Here is a 24944-nt window from a genome sequence, read left to right on the forward strand (position 1 = left end):
ACTAATTCCCCAACGCGGCAGCAGCAGACCATAAGCTACCAGCCTGTAAACGAATGATGGGGTCAAAACCTATATCAGAAGGCAGTATCCCCATGTGTCCTGAGCGTACCTTTTGCGGATAGTAATCAATCCCTAAACGATCGAGATCAGCGGTATTCAGATCACCGGCAAAACGTAACACCAAAGGCTGGTTAAATACTCTAGCCAGAACCTCTACTGGGATATCACCTGCACGGGCAATATGTTCTTTGGTAAAGGGTGCAGCGGTAAATATTATGGCCTCTGCATTTGCATAATACTCTGGGATGGTAATATCAGGGTAATTACTCAGCCACTCGCAGTGTTCATTTAAACTATACCTCGCCTTATTATCTTCAATATCGATGATACCCAGCCGATCGCACAATTTGGAGACACGAGCGGCAATATACGGGCCAAAGTCGTTATTACAAATGAGTACAAAACTGTTGTTCTGCAAGCAACAACCCGCATCAAAAATGAGTTTTACTGCCATGTCGCCGAGATAATCAAAGACGCCAACATTGGCAGCTCGTTCATCAGTAGCAACAACAACTATTTGCTGCCTACGACAATAATCCATATCGATATCGTCATTACGCAATTCCCAAGCTTCATACATCATGGGGATGACGAGACCTGGCTTAGCGTGTTGTAGCTTACTGCTGTCTAATGGCCTGAGATGCCCTGAGTTCGTTATAATATCGGCCTGAGACAGCAGTTCTTTCGTCAACACATCCACAAGCGTAATATCCAAGCCATCGAACATCGCCATCATAGCCTGCATGCTACTAAAAACATCGCTGACGGTTCCATAGCGCGTGTCTTTGGCGTAAGCATATACCTTTGCTCCTGCTAGCGCCGCAATGATAGCCGTTACTGAATAAGGGCCTGTTGCGGCTTCCGTCAGCACAATTTTACCGCTGAGATCCAGCTGCAAACGTTGTACAGCCTGCCCAATCTTTTCCTTTACGAGGCGCATCGCTTAATCACCTCAACGACCTCGTTAATATCTTCATCACTTAAACCGTGATAGCAGGGCAGTAACACTACCTGCCTCCGCGCAGCCTCACTCTCCGGTAGTTGATAACCTTGCCGACAATAGGGGCGCTGTTGATGGGCATTCATAATACCGGGTTGCGCGGATATGCCCTGCTCCTTCAGGTGTTGCAAGAATGCCTGCTGGCTTAGCGGGGCATGTGCCAACATTGTCACGGCGTAACTCTGCCAATTGGGACGAGCATACGACGGCTCAAACGGCGGATTAAGCCAATCAATTTCTGCTAATTTTTTACGGTACAACGCCGCCATTTCAACACGCCTGCCGATAAATTCCGGCATCCTTTGCAGCTGTGCCAACCCAACAGCAGCTTGAATGTCAGTCATCCTGTAGTTGTAACCCGTCGTCGTGTGCTCGGCGACGGTCACTTCATTTGCATGATGCCGCTCAAGATCGCTCACGCACATGCCATGATGGCGCAAAGTACGAAACTGTTGGTCGTAGTGGTGATTGTTTGTCGTCAGCATCCCCCCATCACCTGTCGTTAAAACTTTGCGGGGATGAAAGGAGAAGCAAGCAATAGCACCCGATGGAGAGCCTATTTTTTGCCAACGCTGATCAATACAATGCTCTGAACCAACCGCACAGGCCGCATCTTCTACAACCGGTAGCTGATACGCTCGAGCTAGCGCATTAATACGCTGCATATCACAGGGCATACCAATCTGATGGACAACCAGCAAAGCCCCTAATCGACCCAACCTGCCCCTTACATGATGCAAGGGGGATTCTTCTAACATCAACGCATCAATATCTCGGTAATAGAGCTCGCCCCCAACGTCATCGAATTTATCTCGTAACAATGTTTCCAATGCTTGCGGGCTGAGCGTGAAAGTGTCGGAATCAACATCGACAAAGACTGGCTCCGCTTGGCAGTGACGAATAGCATTGCTGGTGGCGATATAAGAGTGGCTCACCGTCACTACGACATCACCCGGCTGTACACCGACTGTGAGCAACGCAAGATGCAGAGCTGTTGTGCAGCTGGACACGGCGCAGGCGTGTTGAGCCCCCACATAGCAGGCAAAAGCCTCTTCAAACGCCTGCACTTTCGGCCCCTGGGTCACCCACCCTGATTGCAGTACCGCCGTTACCTCAGCGACCTCCTCTGCGCCTAGAAAGGGCTTAGACAGTGGGATAGGCTTCATTGCCAGTTAACCCCTTTCTCTTCCTTCAATAGCGCTTGACGCCCCTGCGGTTGTGACTTAAACCAGTCAATTGTTTTCAACAAGCCCTGCTCGAAAGAGTATTCAGGCTGCCAGTCATAACAACGAATAAACTTACTAGCATCGGCATATAAGCGCTCCACATCACCGGGCCTATCTTCGCAGTGAACTATTTTTGAGCCACTATTAACCATCATCTTAAGAATCGTGTCAGCCACCTCTCTTATAGATAACTCAAAATGACTGCCCACATTATAGGTCTCTCCCGCATCCTCTTTAGCGTCGAGCATTACCGCAGCCAAAGCCCTCGCGGTATCTTCCACGTAAGTGAAGTCACGGGTAATTGAGCCAAGGCCAAAGATCAGTATCGACTCACTGTTAAGCGCTCTAACAATCGACTTAGGAATCAACTCCCCCGCATCCCCCTCGTGATGTGAGCGCGGGCCAAAAGTATTAAAGGGTCTCACCACAACCGTATTCATCGCAAAGGAGGTGGCATATGCCCGCGTGTAACACTCACCAGCAAGCTTGCTTGCACCGTAAACTGTTCGTGGATACAGTGAATGATGTTCATCCATCGGCACCGTGCGCGCCGTGCCATAGACTTCGGAAGAGGAACAGTAAATAAAGCGCTCGACACCCACAGCACGTGCTGTCTGGAGCAATAGCAAGGTGCCTTCAGCATTCACCTTATGATTATCATACGGATGTTTTAATGAGTGCCTCACGCCGAGGGTAGCCAGATGATACACCACACTGACGCCACTCATGGCCTCCTCTATATCCTCCCGCTGGGTAATATTTCCCAACATGAATTCGAAGTTTTCGTCACCGAAATGCTGTTTAATATTGTCAATTTTACCGTTGCTCAGGTTATCCAAGACCTTAACATCGTAGTTGGCCGCCAATAAAACATCGACCAAATGTGAACCGATAAACCCTGCCCCTCCTGTCACTAGCACTTTCTTATTGGCAAAGCTCATAGGTAAAACTCCTTGATTGCTCTGCAAACCGTATTCAGCTCTTCATCTTTCAATTCCGGATACAAAGGCAAAGATAAGATCTCCTGCGCCAGCTGCTCTGCACAAGGCATCGAGCCGACGTTATAGCCAAGGCTCTTATATGCCCCCTGTAAATGACATGGCACCGGGTAGTGTATGCCCGTCTGAATCCCGCGCTGCTGTAGGTAACTCTGTAACGCGTCGCGTCGCGTACTCCGGATCACAAACAAGTGGTAGACATGTCGTGCGCCAGCAAGCTCGGCGGGCAATATAATCTGCTTTATCGCCGCTAATTGCTCACGATACTGCGCCGCCAAGGCGCTACGACGCCTAGTCCATGCCTGCAAATACTGAAGTTTTATGGTCAGTATCGCGCCTTGAAAGCCTGACATACGATAATTCATACCAATATAATCATGATGATATTTTCGCGTTGAACCATGATTCTTTAACGCCTTCACCCGTTCAGCAATATCGGCATCTGATGTCACCACAGCCCCTCCCTCACCATAGGCACCAAGATTCTTTCCGGGATAAAAACTAAAGCAACCCACCCCCCCTTTACTACCCACAGCCTCGCCGTGATAGCTCGCCAAGTGTGCCTGCGCACAATCTTCGATGATCAATAACCGGTGTTTTTTAGCAACGGCGATCACCTTTTCCATAGCCATTGGCTGACCGTAAAGATGGACGACAATAATAGCCTTTGTCCTCGCGGTTATCGCTGCCTCTATCTTATCGCAATCAATTTGGTAGAAACTCGATTCACAATCGACAAAAACCGGTGTCGCCCCTGCAAGGCTTACTGCTTCTGGCGTTGCAAAAAAAGTATTGGCCGGCACAATGACCTCGTCATTTTGACCAATCTCTAGAGCCACAACAGCAAGATGCAGTGCCGCTGTTCCTGAACTGACGGCTTCACAGTGCGGGGCTTGCTGTGCTTTAGCGAAGGCTCGCTCAAAGTCCGCCACATAGGGCCCATCAGCAAAGGCACAGTCCGCTAAGACACGCTCAATAGCCTGATCAATCTCAGGCTTGAGCTGTTGGTACTGAGCCTTCAAATCGACGAATTTAATCATCGTCAATATAGCGTAAAAAGCGCGCTGGGTTACCAGCCCATACCTGATTAGCCGGAATACTTTTAGTCACCACACTCCCTGCCCCCACCAGGGCATTATCACCAATAGTCACACCACCCATAATTGTAGCGTTAGACCCAATAGAAACTGCACGGCCAATTTCCGTTTTCACTAGACGCGATATCCAATCATGGTCAGCCTCTAGCTCCCCTAAGCTATTTACCGATCTAGGCTTTTTATCGTTGATAAACATAACACCATGACCAATAAAGCAATTTTCAGCAACAATCACGCCTTCACAGACAAAACTGTGTGATGATATTTTACAGTGGTGACCAATCGTGGCGTTTTTTTGAATCTCGACAAACGCACCAATCGTGCAGCAATCACCTATCTTACAACCATAGAGATTAATGAAACGCCCTAACCGGATGTCATCTCCGAGCTCTACCCCTTCTATAGACTGATAGTCATTCGTCATAGGTTAACCAGCTCGCCCCCATTTTTAATCGACCGATCAGTTGCCTCCAAAAGCTGTACGACCCTTAGCCCTGCCTCGCCGTCATTAAAGGGCGTGCGACTGTTTTCAATACATTCGACAAAGTACGCAAACTCACTCGCCAATGCCTCGGCCTGAGGGATTTTCGGTGAGTACATACCGTTGACTCGGTAGTCCACCAACAACTCACAGCGCTGTTCCGCACTGACCTTGCCAAAATGCACGCTCTTATCGTAGATTTTAATTTTCTCGTCGATCGCTAGATCATTCCATAGAATTTTCTTAGTCGTACCGCCGATCATCACATCTCTAATCTTTACCGGTGACAACCAATTGAAGCTAAAGTGAGCGATAAACTTCTCTTCAAAATAGATCGTCACATAGGCAATATCTTCATCTTCACGCTCGTAGTGACTGATGCCGTGGGCCGATAACGCCAGCGGTTTCAGTGGTACGATATAATCCATGATTGAAAAGTCGTGCGGGCCTAAGTCCCAGATGACATTCACATCGTGTTGAAACAAGCCGAGATTCACCCGCGTCGAGTCGTAATATGAGAGCTCACCAATGCCGCCGCTATCGATGATCTGCTTAATCTCTTTCACTGCCCCGGTAAACACAAAGGTGTGATCAACCATGATAAGCAGGCCCTTCTCACGCGCCAACTTGATTAGAGTCTTAGCTTGCTGCGAGGTCTTCGTAAAAGGTTTTTCGACGAACAGATGTTTACCTGACTCTAGCGCCCGCCTCGCTAACGCGTAGTGACTGGAAACTGGCGTTATAATAGCAATAGCATCGAGGTGGTCATCAATAAACACTTGCTCGGCGTCGACGACACACTTCACCGCAGGGTGCAGCTTCTTTAGATGTTGGTAAGCCTCCTCGTTTTTGTCGCAGACAACGCTGACCGAGGCCCCTTCCGTCTCCATGATATTCCGGACAATATTAGGCCCCCAATAACCGTAACCTATTACCCCTATGTTAATCATTCGGCCTACCTTAGCTCGCACGCTCTCCTTTAAAAGTAGATTAACTAAAGGCTTAGTCAATGATTGACGAGAGCACAGGCACAATCGCTATAGGCAACGCTCATAGGCAGCAATAATTCCCTGTAACCACAGGCTATCACTATTGAGGACTTGACGCTGATAATGCGCCAACAGCCGTTGCTGATACGCCAAGTGATCCTTGTTGCCCTGCTGCCACATCTTGCCAACAGCAGTCACCCGCTCCTCACCACTCTCTTTTTCATGTCCACAGCCGTTCAGGCCGAGATGAATCACCTCATACTGGCGACCTCGGTCACTGACAATCTGCTCACTAAGAAGGCTGTAACACTCTGCGGCCAAGTATTCACGTAGCTCATAGACACAGTTAGCTGCACAAACAATAAATTGTAGGCGCTGCCCCTGATGACGCTGCTTTAACGAGCGCAACATATCAACCAATGCACGCCCACCCACCCCTGCGATAACCACCAACCGACTGCCTGGTTGCATCAACGATAGCTGCCCACAGTCCATCGTCAGCAATGAGTAACCTTGCAGGCCTAAGTGGCTTAACTTAGCCGCCAACGGAGCTATAATATGTTCAAGCTGATCCACAAAAAATAGATGACCAGATAGTTTGCTATCGAGAATGTGCATTCCCAAGTAACCGTGATCACAACAGCCATCCCATACATAATCAACTGGACCGACTTGCTGTATCAAAGAAAAAATAGCGTGTAATCTTGGGCTGAGCTTAGGGAGAGTATGCATCATCAAACCGAACAATAATTTCGGCAGTAAGTTAGCAAAAAAACACAAACAAATCGTCAGATAACGAATCAAACTGCAATCTTTCTTTCTGTCCCTACAAAATTTGATTGTGTTACATTTCTGTTAGAGGGTAAAGTACTTGCCGTCAACACTGACGTACATCAAGGCGCGAGATACGTTCTCATTTGAGAATAAGGTTGATACACCAATAACATACTCGCTGATAATTAATAAGACCTTAGGGTCACTCGCTACAGCGTCAGATTACACTCAGCAAACAAACGGGACTTTTCATGCTATCAAACATTATCATCGAGATACGCCGCCATGCCAATAAGGTACTTGATATACCACTTCCACTGTTAGTTGAAGGCGAAGGTAAGATCGCCGCCACAGCTGAAGTGTTACAACAAGTCAACGGCCACAAGCCGCTTATCATTACCGATGCGATGTTAGTCCAGCTCGGCCTTGTCAAACAACTTACCGACTCTCTCGATGCCGCAGGCATTGACTACGCAGTCTTCGACGAGGTCACTCCCGATCCAACGCTTGATCTAATCGAGCGTGGCCTTCATGTCTACCAACAAGAATCTTGTGGTGCCATCATCGCACTCGGTGGTGGTTCACCGATGGACTGTGCGAAGGCGATTGGCGCCTGCCATGTCAAGAAGAAGAAAAGCGCCAAAAAACTCTGCGGCACCTTGCGTATTCGCAAAGCCCTACCGCCGTTTATAGCCATCCCTACCACCGCCGGTACGGGATCAGAATGCACTCTCGCTGCCGTTGTCACCGACCCCAAGATCAAGCAGAAATTCGCCATGGTCGACCCTGTGCTAGTGCCTGATGCAGCCATTTTGGATCCGGCGTTGATGCGCGGCTTGCCCGCTAAGATTACCGCAGAAACCGGTATCGATGCACTGACACACGCTGTCGAATCATACATCGGTAAACATGCCACCGAAGTCACTAAAGCCTATGGCTACGATGCCGTCAAACGTATCTTTGCCAACCTTCCGCGTGCCTATAGCCATGGTGACGATATGGAAGCGCGCAGTGAGATGGCGATCGCTAGCTACAATGCCGGCGCCGCCTTTACTCGCGCATCACTGGGTTATGTTCACGCTATCGCTCATCAGCTGGGTGGTTACTACCACATCACCCATGGTCTCGCGAATGCGGTAATTCTGCCCCACATACTCGAATTTTCCTTTGAGGCGTCACTCGGCAGGTATGCTGAGCTTGCTGTGGCGGCAAACCTTGCCGACGAGAACGACACACAAGTCGCTGCCGCGCATAAGTTTATCGCCGGCGTAAAAGCACTGAACGCCAGTCTAAATATTCAACAGACTTTTCCTGAGTTGAAAGAAGAGGACATTCCTCTCTTAGCCAAGCGTGCGATTAAGGAAGCCTTCGGTAACTATCCCGTGCCGAAAAACATGAGCAAGTCACAATGCGAGCAGATTCTAAAAAAGTTACTCGACAAGCCGTCCTAGGTTAACGCCATGCCCTGCGAAGCGGGGCATGTCCTTTAGCTTTCACGTGTTCTTATGTAACGCGCACGAAGGTGGTCATAGGCATAATTATAAGCAATTGCATAAAGCAGATAGAACGCCGCAAGACCGACATCCATAATAAAGACAGTCCAGAAATCCAGCTGTAAGACCCACATCATCAGGGGTAATGTCACTACTAACAACCCCCCCTCAAATAACGTCCCATGCCAAATCCGTAAAGATAATGTTCGCGCTAAGCGGTCATGACCATAGTAAAGGTCAAAAAGAATGTTATAGAGGTAGTTCCAGCTCATCGCCAACAGAGATATCGCCAGTGCCAACCCGGTCATCGCCCATGGGCTCTTACCGGTAAAGAGTACTGCAGCGGGCACGATGAGCAATAACGAACACAATTCGAACATCAGCGTGTGAAAAATACGCTCCTTAAAAGACACCTAACAATCTCCAATATTATCGATTATGGGGGAATAGTATAGAAAAAACCGATAATAGAAAGTTAGTTACTATCAGTAATTATGATAGTAAGATGAGGGCTAGCCAGATTAATCCAGCATAATCAATTAACGGCAACCTCCATGTACAGTCTTGAGCAGCTTAAAATATTTGTCACCGTCGCCGATACAGGGTCGTTCTCAGCGTGTGCCCGCCAACTTAACAAGGCCCAATCGGCCATCAGCCAGGCCATCGCAAATCTCGAACTTGATCTTGATAATGAGCTCTTTGACCGCCGCCCACGCAAACCACAGCTGACACCGCAGGGCGAGCAGTTACTGAGCTATGCCAAAGCTGTACTGCATCAATCTCAGGAATTAAAGCTTGCTGCTGAGGCGCTGCAAGGCTGTGTACAGACTGAGTTGGTTATCGCCGTCGATGAAGCGTTAATCATGCCTGCACTGGAAGGCATTCTTTCTGATTTTTCAAGCAAGTACCCAACAATCGCACTGGAGATCAACGCCATAGCAAGCCCCGATGTGATTGCTGCGGTCACCGACGGGCGCGCCCACCTCGGCTTGATGTTCGCTGACATGGACTTTCCTGATAGTGTCGATCTATGTTTTCTCGGCAACCTCCCCTTCTACGCCGTTATAAGTCCAGATCACCCCTTGAGTCGCGTAGATAACATTACCATTAGCGACCTCATCCCCCACCGACAACTCATGCTCAAAGGAGGAGACGGGCGCGGACTCGCACAATTTAACTCTCTGTCACCCAGAACATGGTCTGGCAATAACTTCTTTCTACTACGAGAGCTAGTCAGGCAAGGCCTCGGTTGGTGTTACATCCCCTGCCACCTCGTTGAACAAGAAATCGATAACGGTAACCTATACCGTCTACCACTGAGCTTCGACCATCAGCCCTGGAGCGTTCCTGTCGAACGCGTATTGCCAAAAAATGCTGTGATGAGCGACGCTTTACAGTGGTTATCACACCAAATCCAGCATCTATTCTGATCACCTATCAGTCTAATCAGATCATCCTCTAGATATTTTCTAAAAAAGCCTTAAGCGCAAAAACAATAACACAACCTCAGTCAGCAATTACACCTACCGCTACCCGCAAAACCACTAACACAAGCATTTTTACAAAACCAAAAAAACACAAATAGCTTTTAATAACAGCATGTTATACGAAACAATACTTAGCAGTAGGCACACCAAAACACCACCAACGTATATTTTTTATTTTCATAACAAAAATTAATATTGCCTAGCGTTTTACAATCGGATACATTCGCCAAAATTTCCACCTGAGCCGATTTCTCACCTCGCAACATCACTGTCGCGGCGTGAAAGTACGCTCGTATTTTACCCCCAAAACGACTAGGAACTAGCACCATGAAAATATGCTTTATTATGTACCCCTGGGAGCGCGTTGAAGCCGAAAACGACACGACGTTGCGCCTCATACACGAGTGTTTTGCACGCAAACACACTGTCGCGATAACCACCCTGCATAATCTGACGATTAGAGACAATGTCGCCAGTGCCTTTTGCGATGTGATCAGCAAGAAGACCAAGCAGACTGACAATATACCCAGCTTCCATCGCAATGCGGTTTTCAGACGCTGTCTTCTGCCCCTGGCAGGCTTTGACGCAATAATTATGCGCGCCAATCCGCCTCTGGACACGCTTGCTCTCAACTTCTTGGACTCTGTACGCGACGATACTTTTATCATGAATGATATTGATGGCTTGCGAGTCGCTAACAACAAGCTGTACACCGCATCGTTTAACGATTCGGCAAGTGAGTTTATTCCAGCCACGCACGTCTCTAAAAACCGTCGTTATCTCGAGCGTATCTTTGATGAATCCGAGTCCGAAAAAATGATCCTCAAGCCTCTTGATGGCTACGGCGGTCGCGGCGTCATTCTGGTTGAAAAAAATGCGCGCCAAAGTTTCAGCTCATTACTGGAGTTCTACATCGGTGGTGACGAACAGGGACACGGGGGTAACTATGTGATTTTGCAGGACTATGTCGCCGGTGCTGAAAAGGGTGATGTGCGCATATTGATGCTTAATGGTGAGCCAATCGGCGCCATGCGTCGTGTTCCTGCCGAAGGCGATGTTCGCTCTAACGTTCATGCCGGTGGCCATGTTGTGAAACATAAGCTGACCGAGAAAGAGCGCAAACTCTGTCGATTCATCGGTCCTAAGTTGGTTCGTGATGGCCTGTATTTCACCGGCATCGATGTGATTGGCGACAAGTTACTAGAGATCAACGTGCTAAGCCCAGGTGGCATTACCCGTATTAACAAACTCAACCGCACCAAGTTGCAGACACAGGTTATCGACTTTGTCGAGAGCGTCGTCAGTGCCAAGGAGCTAGTAAGAAGCCGTAAAAACGAATTCAGACAGGTAATTGAAGATGCTGACGCTATCTGAAGCAGAAATGCTTGCCGCTATTAAAGCGGGTGACGGTTTCGAGGCAATGCTTGAGGATCACTCCTTGAGCATCAAAATCGAGGAGTATGTACCGTACATCTGTACTGCCATTCATGCGGGCGGTCGACTGCGCGAGGAGCTGCAGTCAAAGTGTTTACTCGACAGCGACGAACGTCAGATCGAGGAAGACCTGTTCACCGATGAGCTGATCACCTCGTTCCCAATTACGCTATGTGTACACGACTCTCGTTACGAGTACGATTTAAATCGTGCTCCAAACCTTGCGGTCTACGATCAGGCATGGGGAAAAGAGGTATGGTCTAGCCCACTCAGTCCAGCTGAGCGTAAGGCTAGCCTCGCCAAACATCACCGCTACTTTCGTATACTCAAGGCGATATTGAGTGAACTCGAGCAGCGCTTTGGTGGTTGCCTGTTGGTCGACGTACACTCCTACAATTGGCGCAGCCGAGACTATCCGGTATCCCCGTTATTCAACATCGGTACCGCCCACCTTAATACCCGCCGGGGTAAGTCAATCCTCGAGCAGTTTGAAGGCAGGTTGGCCGACATAGCGCTTCCTAACGTCGACAATAGTGTGGCGCGTGATGTCGTATTCAAAGGAAATGGCTACCACAGTTATTTCATCAACCGTAACTTCAATAACACCTTCGCTATTCCACTGGAGATTAAGAAGGTGTTTATGGATGAATTCACCGGTGAGCCGTTCCCGTTGGTGTTGGACGCCATTCATCAGGGACTTCATCTCGCGGTCATGGAGGCGGCAGCAGCGTTTAACGATAAGTTTAAGCGCGCTAAACTAACGCCTGCACAACTGTTACCGAACAATCTCGACAACGCGATGCTGTTCGTCGATAAGACACTGTATAAACTGGCCAATAACTTCCAGACTCTCAGCTATGTCAACCCGATTAACCTCGCCCAAGAGAAGCGTCGCTTCCTAGGGCGTCGCCACTATGAACCTCAGTTTACCTATCGTCAGCTGAGAATTGACCCCTATGAGTTTAAGGAGCAATTATACAGCTTGCCCGTCGCCGACATTCAAGACCCAACGATACGTGCGCTGTACCGTGATGTCGTCAATGCCTATGCGATTAAAGTTGAATTACTCAGCAAGGTCGGTACCCCGGATTTCCTCTATAACTCCATGCGTTATTACGGAGAGCCAAGTGCCAATGACATCGCTAACGCTGAATTCATCTTGCACGCAGCAGCGCTGCCAGATGCTGATGTTGAAGTCGAAGAGTTCGGTGCCGAGGAAACCAAGCGCCTGTTTGAGGAGGCCGCGGCTGCGCTGAATATCGACTGCAAAGTCATCATTAGCGCTAAGATCGTTGCCCAGGCTATGGTCGAAAGAAAGAATATTCTCATCAACAAAAACGCTAAGTTTTCGAAGAAGGCGCTCAACGCGCTCATTCATCACGAACTCGGTGTCCACATGGTGACCTCGTTCAATGCTTTTCAGCAACCACTGAAAATCTTTAAGCTAGGCCTTCCGGGGAATACTTACACCCAGGAGGGGCTTGCCGTGATGGCAGAATACCTCTCGGGTAATATCGACCTCAATCGGCTAAAGAGACTGTCGTTACGTGTATTGGCGGTCAATATGATGGTAAAAGGGCGCAGCTTCCAGCAAGTCTTTAGTCGTCTTAGCAATGATTATCAGCTCAGTGAAGACGCCGCCTTCACTAAGACCATGCGAGTATTCCGGGGTGGCGGCTTCACCAAAGACCACCTCTACCTGAGAGGGTTTAGAGATGTCCTAAAGCTCCATCAAGAACGCGATATCAGCTCGCTGATGGTCGGCAAAACCGGACTGGCTTATATCGATACGTTGGATTCACTGATTGCTAGGGGAGTTATTAACCCGCCCAAGTATGAGGTACCTGCAATGACGGTTAACCGGACAGGCCATGAGCCCATCATTGACTACCTTGTTTCGTCGATTAAATAATAGGGTTCAGTAACAAGACGACACTTTACGGTGTCGCCTTGTTCGTATTACGCTAGTCTCAATAGTGCGGCGGCATCGCACTGCCTACCTCCTTACACGCTTTTATGTCATGATCTTCTTAGCCCGTAGGTTGATTCAGCGAAATGTTCCCCCCCGCACACCACTCATTTATCCTTAACCGATAAGACACTTCCGAGAGACATATGCTCATGAAGAAAATACTCTATTTCATCTTGTTGGCTCTCGCCGCGTACTTTTATCTCACCGATTCTACAACCTTCTCACCTGAAACGAGCAACAAAGCTGCTCTTTCAGTCAACGATGACCGCGCTTTAAGCAATGCACTCGACAACAAGCTGAGCAATATACAGGTTCGCGGTTCAGGTACTGTCAAAGCTATCTTGCGTGATGATAATAAAGGCAGTCGTCACCAGAAGTTCATCTTAGCCCTCGATAGTGGTCAGACTATCCTCATTGCACATAACATCGACCTATCTTCCCGAGTGGCCAAGCTCAATAAGGGCGACAGAGTCGAATTCTATGGCGAGTACGAATGGAATAATCGCGGTGGCGTTGTCCATTGGACACACCATGACCCCAAAGGGCGACACGCCAATGGCTGGCTCAAGCATAATGGCACAACCTATCGATAGCCCCTATCGAAACAGCCCTAACTACGATAAGCTCCAACGCCTATTGCTGGACAATGAGTCGTGCGTCTCACCCGCAGATTTAAACCAATCATGCTGAAACTGTGATCACCTGGTAACGGGGGCACTGCAGACGACGCTAACAATCAAAAAAGGTATCAGCATGCCCTATGAAAAGGTGGTCGTGACAGCATTTGGCGGGCCAGAAGTGTTACAGCTTAAGAGAGAGCTGCAACTGCCCGAACCAACAGAGCATGAATTGCGTATCAAAGTATTAGCCGCAGGCACCGGCTTCACTGACACCATTATCCGCGAAGGGCAATATGTCGACAATAAGGCTAAACCACCCTTCGTGATAGGCTACGATTGGTTTGGCGTCGTCGACAAGGTTGGCAGCAAAGTCACCCAGTTCCAGGTCGGCGACCACGTTGCAGACCTCTGCATGATTGGCGGCTACACTCAGTATTTAACCGTTGAGGCGAGTAGAGTGATTGCTGCGCCTGATGACCTAGACCCTGCAGAAGCTGTCGCCATGATACTCTCCTATGGCACCGCCTATCAGATGTTAAAACGCGTCAGCCCCCTGCCCTCTGGCAGCACTGCCCTTGTTCATGCCGCCGGCGGCGCCGTCGGCTCAGCGCTCTGTGAGCTGGGGCGGCTAATGGGGATAAAAGTGATAGGTACAGCATCGAAAGCCAAGCACCCCTTACTCGCAAAGTTCGGCGCCAAGCCGATCGATTACCGCAGCGAAGATTTCGTCGAGCGCGTGCAGCAACTCACCGATAAACAAGGCGTCGAGATTGTCTTCGACACCATCGGCGGCAAGAGCTGGGGGCGTTCATACCAATGTCTTAAGCGTGGCGGCACACTGATCGGCTTTGGTGCCTACCAACTTACCACTGGGGAGGAGAAGCTGCCCTCTCTACTATGGGGGTTCTTTAAGTTGTTAGCTGGCTGGAAGCTCTTGCCCGATGGTAAGAAGAGCTGTTTTTTTAATATTCAGAAACGACGTGAAAGCCACCAGGAAGAGTTTAAAGAAGACATCGGCGAACTGTTCGAGTGGCTAAGACAAGGCAAACTGCAACCCGTTATAGCCGAACGCAGGCCTCTAGCAGAAGCCGCAGAGGTACACCGGCAAATTGATAACGCTGAAATCATCGGCAAGACTGTACTCATTTGTCAGCCATAAACAATAGGCACTGCAGCTACTGATCACAACTATCATTTAGCACAACTATTTTTACCCCGACTATCATTTACCACGACTATCACTCGTCACAACGGCAGCTCATCACAGGCGAAGCGATTAACACCGCCTCGCCAGTGTCAACTCTCACCGAGTTTAAGCACGCTCTTTAATTAAGCAGCTAATCAACTCCCCTTCCTGCTTCACCCGCCCCTCGGCAAGCAACTGCTTCAGCCTCTCAGCCATTACTAGTCGCGCCTTTTCAGTCTTGCGCTGGAAACCAAGCAGTGTCAGCGCCTCGGTAACGGCTGCCTTTGCAGAGAGACTAAAGCCCACCTCAATCGCTAGTAACAACGCGGCCTCAAGCTCTTCAGGCGGGATATGCTCCAACTTACGCTGACGGCTTGTTAACGCCGAGCGGTCCCTCACCGCAACCTGCTTGTCGCCATTACAATAGATAAAGTTATTTTCTAAATAAAACAGCCCTTCAGCGTGCCCTATTGGCAGTGACGCTTCCAGATGAGGCACCACCCTTGGCCCCACGCGAACATAGCCGGCACTCTCAGACAGTCGATCAGCAACATCCTTAATATGCAAAGGGCCCTCTATTTCGACAATGCGTTGTACTGCCTTATTAATCACCGCCACATGCAATTTATGGATCTTTACTGCTCGAGCAATGCCAATGTCGCCGCTCGTCAGTGTGTAGGCTGGCACCAGCGCCTCACCTTCAACCTCTAACAGCCTTGCCACACGTGCCTGCTGACCGTTGGGGTCTCCGGCACTACGTAGTCGTTCTGCGGCACCGTCGTCGAGCTGATGATAATAGCTCACTGCCTCATCAATAGCCTCTTTGAGGCGATCAGTCTCACGCTTTGGGCTGCGGAACCAATCCGTGCTCCAGACCCGATGACAGCGCCAACCCAACCCTTCGAGCACGCTTTGCCGCAAGCGGTCACGGTCTCGAGCATTTTTAGCATGTCCATAATTGGCGCCGTCGGTCTCGACGGCCAAAAGGTAGCGGTCACTATGCTGAGGGTCTCGCACAGCGATATCAATAGAAAAGCCCGTTGTGCCGAGCTGCGCTTCGACTTCATAACCCAGTGATTGAATCACTTCCGTCACCTGGTTTTCAAAGGGGGTCTCGTGTTGTACCACAGGTTCGCACTCGTTCACTAAGTCACCGCTTTCGGCATAGTGAATAAAACTCTTTAACGCTCGAACACCAAACGGGCTGTCGTCGACGTCACCGAGTTGCTCCGCGGTAAAGTTACAGAACACCTCCATCGCGAGCCGTGCACGAGTAATTAAAACGTTGAGGCGGCGCTCACCGCCATCGAGATTGATAGGGCCGAAACTCTTACTCACACCACCATCAATTGTGCGGCCATAACCGATACTGACAAAAATAGTATCTCGCTCATCACCCTGGACATTCTCCAAGTTTTTAACAAAGAAGCCTTCCAATCTTTCCTCATTAAAAAAGTCTTCGCAGTCGGGGTTTTCACGGCGTAAGTGCTCCAACTCTTCCAGAATACAGTCACGTTGCGCCGTCGAGAAGGCAACAACACCAAGGCTTAACTGCGGTGTTGTCTGCGCAAAGTCTAACACCGCCTCAGCCACCACCTTCGCTTCCAATGGGTTGGTTCGCGAAGCGCCTCGATCATAGATTGCCTCAGGAATATGCTGAAAAGATAGACCTTTAGCTTGTGCGTTCACCCCTGGGCTAGGGAAGATCATCAGCTTGCCGTCATAGAACTCATGATTAGACACGGTAATCAGCGAATCGTGTCGGCTGCGATAATGCCAACGCAACATCGTCTCGGGTGCCCCCTTAGAGATGAACATATTCAAGATACTTTCTATGTCGGCAGTCTGACTGCGCTCCGCCTCCTCATCTTCAAGCTCCAAGCTCTGGCTGAAAAAGTCTGTAGGAGGCATCTGCCGAGTATCACCGACCACCACGACCTGCTTAGCCCGAAGAATAGGGCCGATAGCATCGACCACTTTAATCTGGCTAGCTTCATCAAAAATCAACAAGTCAAAATCAATCGCCCCTTGCTCTAGGTAGGTTGCCACCGACATTGGACTCATCATGAAAACTGGCTTTATCTGTTGAACGGCCCGCCCCGCTTGTTTTAATAGGCGCCGCAGCGGCATATGGCGTCGCTTCTTGCTCATTTCATGGCGAATGATGCCCGCCTCTCCTGCAGCACTCGCATGCGGCAGGTTTTCATGCAGTCGCTCAACTAACGCCTCTTGCGCATGCAGAAACAACTCGCCATCAAGTGTCTTAAACTCGTCAATTATGTTCTCGTGATTCAAGCGATCGAAATGCTTAATCGATACACTATGACTGTAGGCCTCATGAAGTAGGCCTTCATACCAGGTCTTTTTCAGCGTCGTTAATAATAAATGTGGCGGGCCCTGCCAATGAAAAGCGAGCTTCTCGATCGCTGTTAGCTTTTTACTGCGTAAGATGCGGGCCAGGCAGTTGTAGCGTGTCATCTGATACAGCGAGTCAACTTGCTCTCGCCATGCAACACAGCGTTGTTGCAATACACCGAACTCCTCGGTGAGTAACACGTTTTCATCCTCTAAACGTGTAATCTTCAACTGCTGTGCCAAGCTCTCCATACCGTCGCGCATGGCTGTGACAGCCTCGACCATGCAGGCCAACTGTTGCTGCCCCTTCGCGAGACTATCGCCATCTTGCAAAAAGCGTAACGCTCCAGATGACAACGCATCAGGCCCTGGCTGTCGATAGAAAACAATTAACCACTCTGCTAGCTCTTGCAGCTCCACCCAATCACTGTCTAAACCACGCCAACGCGATCCAAACAAACGCTCACCGAGTGATGCCTGACCTTCAAAACGCTCATTCAGCGACTGTACTTTCAACACATCATCTAATAAAGCCAAGCAATCGTCGCTGGATTCAGGTAGGTCAATAAGCAACAACCCCTTAAGGCAGGCTTCAGCACGCCTATAGGCCCCCGAAAACGAGCGCCACCAATGCTCTCCGGTGGTTGCAAAAGCCTGCCTGGCAGCCAACAGGTCCGCGGACCAAGCCTGATCAATCAGAACCCCAGAACGGCTATTTTTGATCACACTGATTTCTGTCGCAGTAGCAATCAGTTGGTTAATTTGCTCTTCGCTGTCACGCCACTCAGCTGCCTCTAAGTTCAAGCCAGCCAAACGGGGTGCACTCAACAACCGCTCTACCGCCGCACATAAACCGACAATGGCATTAACCGTTGTCGGTGCCGGCAACCCCACCTGCTTTGCAAGCACACGACTCTGCTGCTGACTATCTGCCAATAAAATGTCGCACTGCGCTAACGTTTCTAACAACTGAGATTGTGCTGCAGGAGAGAAATCTTCAAGCTTCGACTGAGAGAACGGATGACTACTCGGCACGCCCATCTCACTTAAGTGCGACACCAGCGGCCGCACCAATGTACATGCACGATCAAAGTCTTCGCTATCCCACTCACGCATCAACTCAAAGTCTAACACGGGTAAATTATGCCCTGATGACTCCTTGCTTAGCTGTAAGTCATAGCCTAGCGCATCGATATAACTCATACCGCTATTAAGGATGGGCGCATTCACTTCACGACAATAACGATCTAACTTGTGCTGCAACAGGCGATGCCTAGCCTTGTCAGCGGCACAGTCTTCTACCTTAGGTACACCGAGTTCTAAGGTTCTGCGTAATTCTGACAGCACTGACTTCTTATTGCTCTTGTGGCTGTGCAACTCAAGCACTGCCTCACCAAGCTGACAATCATCGAGCCGGCTTTTTACCACCTCTAATGCCGCCATTTTCTCCGCGACAAATAGTACACTCTTACCATCGGCGATCGACTGAGAAATAATGTTAGTAATCGTCTGTGATTTACCCGTGCCGGGTGGCCCCTGGATCACCAGGCTTTCGCCATTCCTCACCGCAAGTATTGCCGAGGTCTGGCTAGAGTCTGCATCTTTTACAAAGCTGAGCCCCGTTAGATCAAGCGCTTTCTTCGGCTCAACAGGCAGATCATCGCTATCACTGGCCTTGAAACCCTCTCCTAGTAGCCGCTGCAATACCGGATGCTGGTCTGGCTGACAGTATGATGGCCAACTATCGGGGGCGAGATCCTGGTACATCTGAAACTTACCAAAAGAAAACAACCCTAGCGCAACATGGTTTCTGCTCACTTGCCAACGTGGCTGAGCAGCAACCGCAGCTTCTACTGCAGCGAAGTATTCTTCTGGTGTCAATTCCTCGGCAAACTCTGGTAGCTCAATCTTAAGCTCCATTTTCAACTTAGCCGCAAGTGTTAGGTTCGGCCCAAGATCTGCTTGAGTGTAATGGAGCTTAAAACGTTCCTTAGCGGAACCTCGTTGTAATTTAACGGGGACCAGTATGAGCGGCGCTTGACGGGCCTTGTCCGGATGACCGTCTTCGTACCAAGTCAGAAAACCTAGTGCCAGATAGAGGATATCGACACCCTGTTCCTGATAAAAGCTATTCGCCTCGGTACTAATTTTCAGTAACCGCTTATCGAGAAGGCTCGCTGCTAACTTGGTCTGCAAGTGGCAGTCGATATGCCGCTCAGGACCACTCAGTAGCTGCAACTGGTCTTCCAATGGCTCTGAACTGGCGAGTTCAGAATCAGCATTCAATAATTTAGCAGGAAGAGGAATAAAGGACATAGCCTGCTGCTGCTCGACAAGGCGCTCGAAAATCACATCAGATCGCTCATCGACCACCGATAAGGTTTTAGCTGTCGCACGAAAGTGCAGTAGAGTATTGCCGCGGATACCCATATCGAGCAATTCCATGCGACTGATATCCAACTGTTTTTTTATCGACCCCATTGAGAAACTCCCACGCTATCCAGCTTTCATCCTACTAAGCATACTGTCAAAAAATAAAGCACACATTGTGACTATACACTGATTTCAAGCGCTATTTTTCTTATTTATCCAAACTCAATCAAGCTGTTGGGAGTTTGTCATCGTTGCTGGGCGATCGGCAGGCTACAAGTGATAACAGCGTCTCATAGCCACCGAGAAGGCTCGGGCCGCAATAGCTCACGCAGCAAAGCCATTCATTCTAGAACGGGATATCGTCATCAAAACTATTGGCTGTTTTGCTAGAGACGTCAGCGGGAACGTCATCATAAGTTGGTGCAGTCGCCGATTGATCATAGGAATAGTTATCACTACTATCCGCAGTTGTAGCACTTGCGGCGGCAACTTTCCATGCCTGAAGACTGGTAAAACACTTCTCACCCTTACCATTACCTGCCCAAAGGCGACCCGATAAATTAAAGTGAGTGACGATTTCATCGCCGATTTGATAAGCATCCATTAGTGCACACTTATCCTTAATCAGTTCCAGCGCAACATAGTTAGGGTAACTAGTATTCTCTCCCTCGCCGGTCAGCTTAATCACGAACTCACGCTTGGTAAAACCGTTATTCCCGTACTCCGTTGTATCACCGATAGAGTGGATTTCACCCTGTACCTCAAAACTCTTGGACATCTAATAACCCTTTATCTAATAAACTCTTGTCTAATAACGCACTACTTTAAGTATATCCACTCACTGCTCCCACTAAATTAAGTAGGACCTACCACAGCTACAAGTACTCAATGCGGCCATTCAATCAGCCAGCTAATATATCACTTTCCTTACTGTACTGCGCGTCACTCAAGGCGTGAACCGTATCAAGGCAATCGAAAGCCGCGCTCTAAACAAAAATAGCTCCCGATAATCCATTATTATCGAGAGCCACCCTCCTCACAACTAAGTTAGACATCTTGCCCCACTAGAGACCCTTAGAACGATCCTTGACCTCAAAGCCGCTCTCCATAACGATGATCTTCGGTTTAGTAAGCCCCTCCAAGGCTTTCTTAATGTCAATCTTCTCTACCGACTGCGTGATATAAGTCTTGTAGTAGTAGACTACATTTTTTGTGTCAGCCACCGATGTCCAGACTGTATAGTCAGTAAACACCCCATCGGCCCCCTGCTCACGTATCGAGCCCTTCGGTATATCGAAGGTATTGAGAAGGTGAAATGCGGTGAAGACGGTATCAGCCGCGCCCTTGGTTGGTAACACAGTATTCGCGAAAGCTACCGCGCGCACAAAACGAGAGGGAGAGGAGTGATCACCTGGCAGACCAACAAGACCAGTACCCTCACCAAAGGGCTTGAGCTTCTGGGTGCCGACCGTGATGGTCTCACGATTATCTGACATCAAGCCAATATAGTTATTCAGATTGGTGAGGTGCCAATCGTAGGTCGGGTTATTTGCCACCACATTAACAGTGTTATCAAAGATACGTAGACCACTGGCCGTATATTCGATAACAATCGACTTACCGCTGGCGTCGGTAACCGCATAGTGTAGTGGGGCGAAGCTCTTAATCGCATCGATATAAGTCCCGACCACATGAACGGAAGAGAGCGCAGTCTTCACCTCTTCAACTGTTGCAAAATTACCGAGCAACCAGTTACCCAACTCCTCGCTGGAGATGGCTTTGCTCTGATTAGCCTCAGTCAATTCCTCATAGACTGCAAGGTGATTAAAATAGAAGGCGCCAAAATAAAGCCCTTTCTCATTCATACCATCCACAATGATTGGCTTGCCTAGCGCTGTCGCCCCTGCAAAGCCATACTTATTGTTATAGCTAAAGCCTTTCTTATCCTCATTTGAAGTCAAGGTATCGATAGCTGTATTAGCTGGAACGACGGCAATATTGGATTTAATATCAAAGCCAAACTCCATTGTCCGAGCAGGTACTGTTGTACCATCCTTAGCATGAAGTACGATGCCCGTACACGCCATTGCCGCTGGCATCATGCTTTGCAGAAGAAAAACAACAGCGATCGATTTCGCCCAAAAGGTTTTACTCATTTCCTTTCCCTTTCATTAATTAGCCTTGACCATTAAGCATAGCGTGTTTCCCCACCGCTACTAATAGCTAGGTATACCATTGATATGTACAATTATTAGCGCGTTTTAGCATTGAAATATCAGCGAGATAAACTCACAATAGACTAAGTCAAAGGTGTGATTTGATCTCCCCCACTCTCAACACCATAGCAACTACGATTCACCGTCTATACTTAAGACCTCGATTAAAACGGATTTAATCGACAAAGAGTGCGCGACATCAGACTTTAGCGCACAGCAGCCGATAAGAATGAGCTAGCCTTTCGGCTCAACATCATATTCAATATCACGTACAACAAGGATGGCTCATGCAAGGAATGCAATCCACAGAACAAATCATCAGTAAAGAAACATTAGTAGACCCTAGTGACGAGCTGTTCGTCGGGCTAAACCGCCCAAACAAACGTATTGATCAAAAGTTTCACTACAACGAATACGGGTCCGCCCTATTTGGAAAGATTACCGCCCTGCCCGAATATTATCTGACTCGCACGGAGTCCCTATTATTACAACGACACAGTGAGGAGATTGCTCAATACATGGGGGCGGGGCAAATGCTTATTGAGCACGGCGCAGGTAATTGCGGCAAGGTCCGCCATTTGTTGGCCCCCCTACAACCTCAATGTTATGTTCCCATCGATATTTCGGCTGAGTTCTTATTCCAATCTGCCTGCCACTTACAGCAAGACTTCTCAGAGCTCTACATTCATCCGATAGCTGGCGACATTACGACCAGCAGTCAACTACCTGAGCACTATCGAAAACTCAAAAAATGCGTCCTTTACCTGGGGTCGAGCATTGCTAATTATCCCCCTGAGCAAGCCATCACAATCCTTCGTCAAATTCATCAACTCATCGCACCTAGCGGCGGCCTACTGATTGGTGTTGATCTACAAAAGGATACATCGATATTACAGCAAGCCTACAACGACGAGCAGGGGCTCGTAGCCGACTTCAACCTCAACGCCCTCCAGCACGCGAATGAGCTTCTAGATGGTAACTTTGACCAGGACTTATTCGATCATGTGGCCTTCTATAATGAAGACAAGCAACGCATAGAGATGCACTTACAAAGCAGCGTAGATCACGAAGTAGAGCTGCTAGGGCAGACGATACCCATTCGGGCCGGTGAGCGCATTCAAACATTGCAATCTTATAAGTACACCGTCGAAAGCTTCGCCGCACTTGCTCAACAAGCCGGCCTAATACCGGTCAAACAGTGGATCGATGAACAACAACTCTATAGCCTGCAATACTTTTCTAGCCCTCAGTCACCAGAGAGCACTCGATAGGTTTGTTATCGGTTCGCACTGACTAACTGTAGATGAGAATCGTCGAGGGGATAGATAAAAATGGTTTGGCACTAGAGCTAACAACACAGATGTTGCCGGAGAAAACTTACAGAGGTGGGAACAAAGCCCAAAATAATTCACGACGGCCTGCATCGCAGCCGTCGTAACTTATCAACCCGATCGATGACCGGATCGTCAAAACGAAAGCTCAGGTGTTAAACGGGGTTAACGTTTTCTGCCTGAGGGCCTTTCTGACCATCAGTCACGATGAACTCTACCTTTTGACCTTCTGCTAAGGTCTTAAAACCTGAGCCCTGGATAGAACTAAAATGAACGAAAACGTCTGGACCGGACTCTTGCTCAATAAAACCAAAGCCTTTTGATTCGTTGAACCATTTAACCGTTCCGGTGGAAGTATTAGACATACCTGAACCCTATAATTATTGATGTAAAACACCTCTAAAACGAGGCCGAACTCTTCTACTGCAGTTATAGTTTATGATAATCATGACTTAACACTAGTCATAATGGTTATCTCTGAACCGGACATAAATGCTTTCTGCGTCAAAGAGCAGGTAAAATTATAAACAGCCGAAAGGTGCTGTCAAGACATTGCGTACTCTTTAGTATTGTTTCCGCCTAACCGTCTTATCATGCTCATATCAAGAATAGAGTTGGCTGTATCAACAAGCCAACATTACAACCGCGTAACAATGATCAAATGAACAAAAGGGTGAGGTTTTCTCGAGTAAGCATTCATTCCCCATGCCCAGCCTCTACAGACCAGCATAAGAGTGAAAAAATACGCATGCTACAAAGTAGCTCAACGGCTACCAGTATTATCGAGCTGCACACCCCCTAGCCTCTTGCCTCTTGCCTACTATAGCGCTAGAGACTAGCGCTATACATCAACAACACACAGCTTTTAGATACGCTCACTCCCAGAAGAAGCGCACCTGTTTGATACGGTATGTATATTCATCAAACTTGAAGAAGACAATACCGCTTCGCTGCACACCTTGATCAACAAGATTAAAGCGTGCACTCGTGTACCAACCTGCCGACTTTAGCTCTGACAAACTGAGTGTCACACCTTGACGGCGAAGATCAAAACCGTCCAAGTCATAACGGATACCAGCCACAGGGAACTCAACATCCCCCTTCCACCAACTAAACTGATTTTTTAGCTCCGCCTTGCTGCCACTATTGACTACCTCGGCAAAACGCAACGCTTTCTTCTTACCCAAATCAAAAATACCGACAGTCATCCCTTTGAGATAACCCATCGCCCCTTGAACCCCCTGCTCTTCCAGCATCCTCAAAGCCATTTCGGCCCCTGTGACAAGCCCTGCTTGATCCCCCAAGACCTGACCAATCATCGCGTTCAGCTCCCAATGTGCAGCCAAACGCTTGATCTTAGCTTCGCCCTGCTCTTCAATCACTTTGTAACGCAAATGCGTCGGCACGACCACCACCAGGCCGGAGCTCATCACCGTTGTGATATCAACGTCTCGAATCACTTCATTGCCTGCGACAATGTCCTCCTTCACATGAAAACTTATGTTGTTAGTGGCAATGAAAGTGTCATAGAAATTGTCGAGAGGTAACTTGCTGTAACTTTGCGTCTGCTCGTCCCATAACGTCTTGTGCGGCTGTGTGCCGACGGGATCCTCAATCTTTGATTGCTCGGCAAACAAATCAAGCCATTGCCCCTTATCGTGTACCGCCACAATCGCAGGCGACGCCTCTACCACAGCCATTATTTGCTCGCGTGTCAGCTCAGCCAGAGATGTAATACTAAAGAGGCTGCTGCATAGCAAAACAGCCCCACTGATAGCAGAAAGAAGATTCTTATTCATAACTAATCCATTATTATGTCAATGAGCGCGAAGTATAACGACCATAACAACAA

At 48.7% G+C, this 24944-nt stretch carries 20 protein-coding genes; 7 read left to right on the forward strand and 13 right to left on the reverse strand.

What is annotated here, in order from left to right; all coding sequences use genetic code 11:
- Position 1 precedes the first annotated feature (1 nt).
- The 7 genes from EDC56_RS13495 to EDC56_RS13525 all read right to left on the reverse strand — a co-directional run bounded on the left by EDC56_RS13495 (position 2) and on the right by EDC56_RS13525 (position 6586).
- A complete protein-coding gene (locus tag EDC56_RS13495; RefSeq protein WP_123713100.1) occupies positions 2-1000 on the reverse strand; it encodes a hypothetical protein in 999 nt (332 codons plus the stop codon).
- Entirely contained in the window at positions 988-2226 is a 1239-nt protein-coding gene (locus EDC56_RS13500) for a DegT/DnrJ/EryC1/StrS family aminotransferase (protein WP_123713101.1), read from the reverse strand. The genes EDC56_RS13495 and EDC56_RS13500 overlap by 13 nt, the downstream gene beginning before the upstream one ends.
- Positions 2223-3227: a dTDP-glucose 4,6-dehydratase gene (locus EDC56_RS13505; RefSeq protein WP_123713102.1), complete on the reverse strand. Its 1005-nt coding sequence runs from the start codon at positions 3225-3227 to the stop codon at positions 2223-2225. Before EDC56_RS13505 ends, EDC56_RS13500 begins: the two co-directional genes overlap by 4 nt.
- On the reverse strand, positions 3224-4324 hold the full coding sequence (locus EDC56_RS13510; RefSeq protein ID WP_123713103.1) for a DegT/DnrJ/EryC1/StrS family aminotransferase: 1101 nt from the start codon (positions 4322-4324) through the stop codon (positions 3224-3226). Before EDC56_RS13510 ends, EDC56_RS13505 begins: the two co-directional genes overlap by 4 nt.
- On the reverse strand, positions 4317-4805 hold the full coding sequence (locus EDC56_RS13515; RefSeq protein WP_123713104.1) for an acyltransferase: 489 nt from the start codon (positions 4803-4805) through the stop codon (positions 4317-4319). The genes EDC56_RS13510 and EDC56_RS13515 overlap by 8 nt, the downstream gene beginning before the upstream one ends.
- Entirely contained in the window at positions 4802-5812 is a 1011-nt protein-coding gene (locus EDC56_RS13520; protein WP_123713105.1) for a Gfo/Idh/MocA family protein, read from the reverse strand. The genes EDC56_RS13515 and EDC56_RS13520 overlap by 4 nt, the downstream gene beginning before the upstream one ends.
- Before the next feature lie 87 nt (positions 5813-5899).
- Positions 5900-6586 (reverse strand): tRNA (adenine(22)-N(1))-methyltransferase TrmK, encoded by a 687-nt coding sequence (locus tag EDC56_RS13525; protein ID WP_148059413.1) that lies wholly within the window; start codon positions 6584-6586, stop codon positions 5900-5902.
- A gap of 290 nt (positions 6587-6876) precedes the next feature.
- Between EDC56_RS13525 and EDC56_RS13530 the strand changes: the two genes are divergently transcribed.
- Positions 6877-8076, forward strand: a complete 1200-nt coding sequence (locus tag EDC56_RS13530) for an iron-containing alcohol dehydrogenase (RefSeq protein ID WP_123713107.1) — start codon at positions 6877-6879, stop codon at positions 8074-8076.
- A gap of 35 nt (positions 8077-8111) precedes the next feature.
- Here EDC56_RS13530 and EDC56_RS13535 read toward each other — a convergent pair whose 3' ends face one another.
- Positions 8112-8531 (reverse strand): PACE efflux transporter, encoded by a 420-nt coding sequence (locus EDC56_RS13535; RefSeq protein ID WP_123713108.1) that lies wholly within the window; start codon positions 8529-8531, stop codon positions 8112-8114.
- A 141-nt stretch (positions 8532-8672) separates the two neighbouring features.
- On the opposite strand from EDC56_RS13535, the gene EDC56_RS13540 reads away from it, so the two are divergent.
- The 5 genes from EDC56_RS13540 (at position 8673) to EDC56_RS13565 (ending at position 14790) form a co-directional block, all read left to right on the forward strand.
- Complete coding sequence (locus EDC56_RS13540) at positions 8673-9548, forward strand: LysR family transcriptional regulator (RefSeq protein WP_123713109.1); 876 nt, start codon at positions 8673-8675, stop codon at positions 9546-9548.
- Positions 9549-9932: 384 nt separating this feature from the next.
- The gene (gene gshB, locus EDC56_RS13550) at positions 9933-10979 is read left to right on the forward strand and encodes a glutathione synthase (protein WP_123713111.1); all 1047 of its coding nucleotides are present in this window, start codon (positions 9933-9935) and stop codon (positions 10977-10979) included.
- Entirely contained in the window at positions 10963-12951 is a 1989-nt protein-coding gene (locus EDC56_RS13555; protein ID WP_123713112.1) for a flavohemoglobin expression-modulating QEGLA motif protein, read from the forward strand. Before gshB ends, EDC56_RS13555 begins: the two co-directional genes overlap by 17 nt.
- Positions 12952-13160: 209 nt before the next feature.
- The gene (locus EDC56_RS13560; RefSeq protein WP_123713347.1) at positions 13161-13604 is read left to right on the forward strand and encodes a DUF3465 domain-containing protein; all 444 of its coding nucleotides are present in this window, start codon (positions 13161-13163) and stop codon (positions 13602-13604) included.
- Positions 13605-13764: 160 nt separating this feature from the next.
- Positions 13765-14790, forward strand: a complete 1026-nt coding sequence (locus EDC56_RS13565; protein ID WP_123713113.1) for a medium chain dehydrogenase/reductase family protein — start codon at positions 13765-13767, stop codon at positions 14788-14790.
- 153 nt (positions 14791-14943) lie between these two features.
- On the opposite strand, the gene EDC56_RS13570 is transcribed toward EDC56_RS13565, so the two are convergent.
- The 3 genes from EDC56_RS13570 to EDC56_RS13580 all read right to left on the reverse strand — a co-directional run bounded on the left by EDC56_RS13570 (position 14944) and on the right by EDC56_RS13580 (position 21701).
- The gene (locus EDC56_RS13570; protein WP_123713114.1) at positions 14944-19653 is read right to left on the reverse strand and encodes a DUF3320 domain-containing protein; all 4710 of its coding nucleotides are present in this window, start codon (positions 19651-19653) and stop codon (positions 14944-14946) included.
- Positions 19654-19891: 238 nt separating this feature from the next.
- Entirely contained in the window at positions 19892-20323 is a 432-nt protein-coding gene (locus EDC56_RS13575; protein WP_123713115.1) for a DUF3127 domain-containing protein, read from the reverse strand.
- 286 nt (positions 20324-20609) lie between these two features.
- Positions 20610-21701: a linear amide C-N hydrolase gene (locus EDC56_RS13580; RefSeq protein WP_123713116.1), complete on the reverse strand. Its 1092-nt coding sequence runs from the start codon at positions 21699-21701 to the stop codon at positions 20610-20612.
- 347 nt (positions 21702-22048) lie between these two features.
- Between EDC56_RS13580 and egtD the strand changes: the two genes are divergently transcribed.
- A complete protein-coding gene (gene egtD / locus EDC56_RS13585) occupies positions 22049-23032 on the forward strand; it encodes an L-histidine N(alpha)-methyltransferase (protein ID WP_123713117.1) in 984 nt (327 codons plus the stop codon).
- A gap of 215 nt (positions 23033-23247) precedes the next feature.
- On the opposite strand, the gene EDC56_RS13590 is transcribed toward egtD, so the two are convergent.
- Both EDC56_RS13590 and EDC56_RS13595 read right to left on the reverse strand, forming a co-directional pair.
- Complete coding sequence (locus tag EDC56_RS13590; RefSeq protein WP_123713118.1) at positions 23248-23457, reverse strand: cold-shock protein; 210 nt, start codon at positions 23455-23457, stop codon at positions 23248-23250.
- Between the two features lie 510 nt (positions 23458-23967).
- Entirely contained in the window at positions 23968-24891 is a 924-nt protein-coding gene (locus EDC56_RS13595) for a hypothetical protein (protein ID WP_123713119.1), read from the reverse strand.
- Positions 24892-24944: the final 53 nt, after the last annotated feature.

The organism is Sinobacterium caligoides (assembly GCF_003752585.1).
In the GTDB taxonomy this organism is placed as follows: domain Bacteria; phylum Pseudomonadota; class Gammaproteobacteria; order Pseudomonadales; family Sinobacteriaceae; genus Sinobacterium; species Sinobacterium caligoides.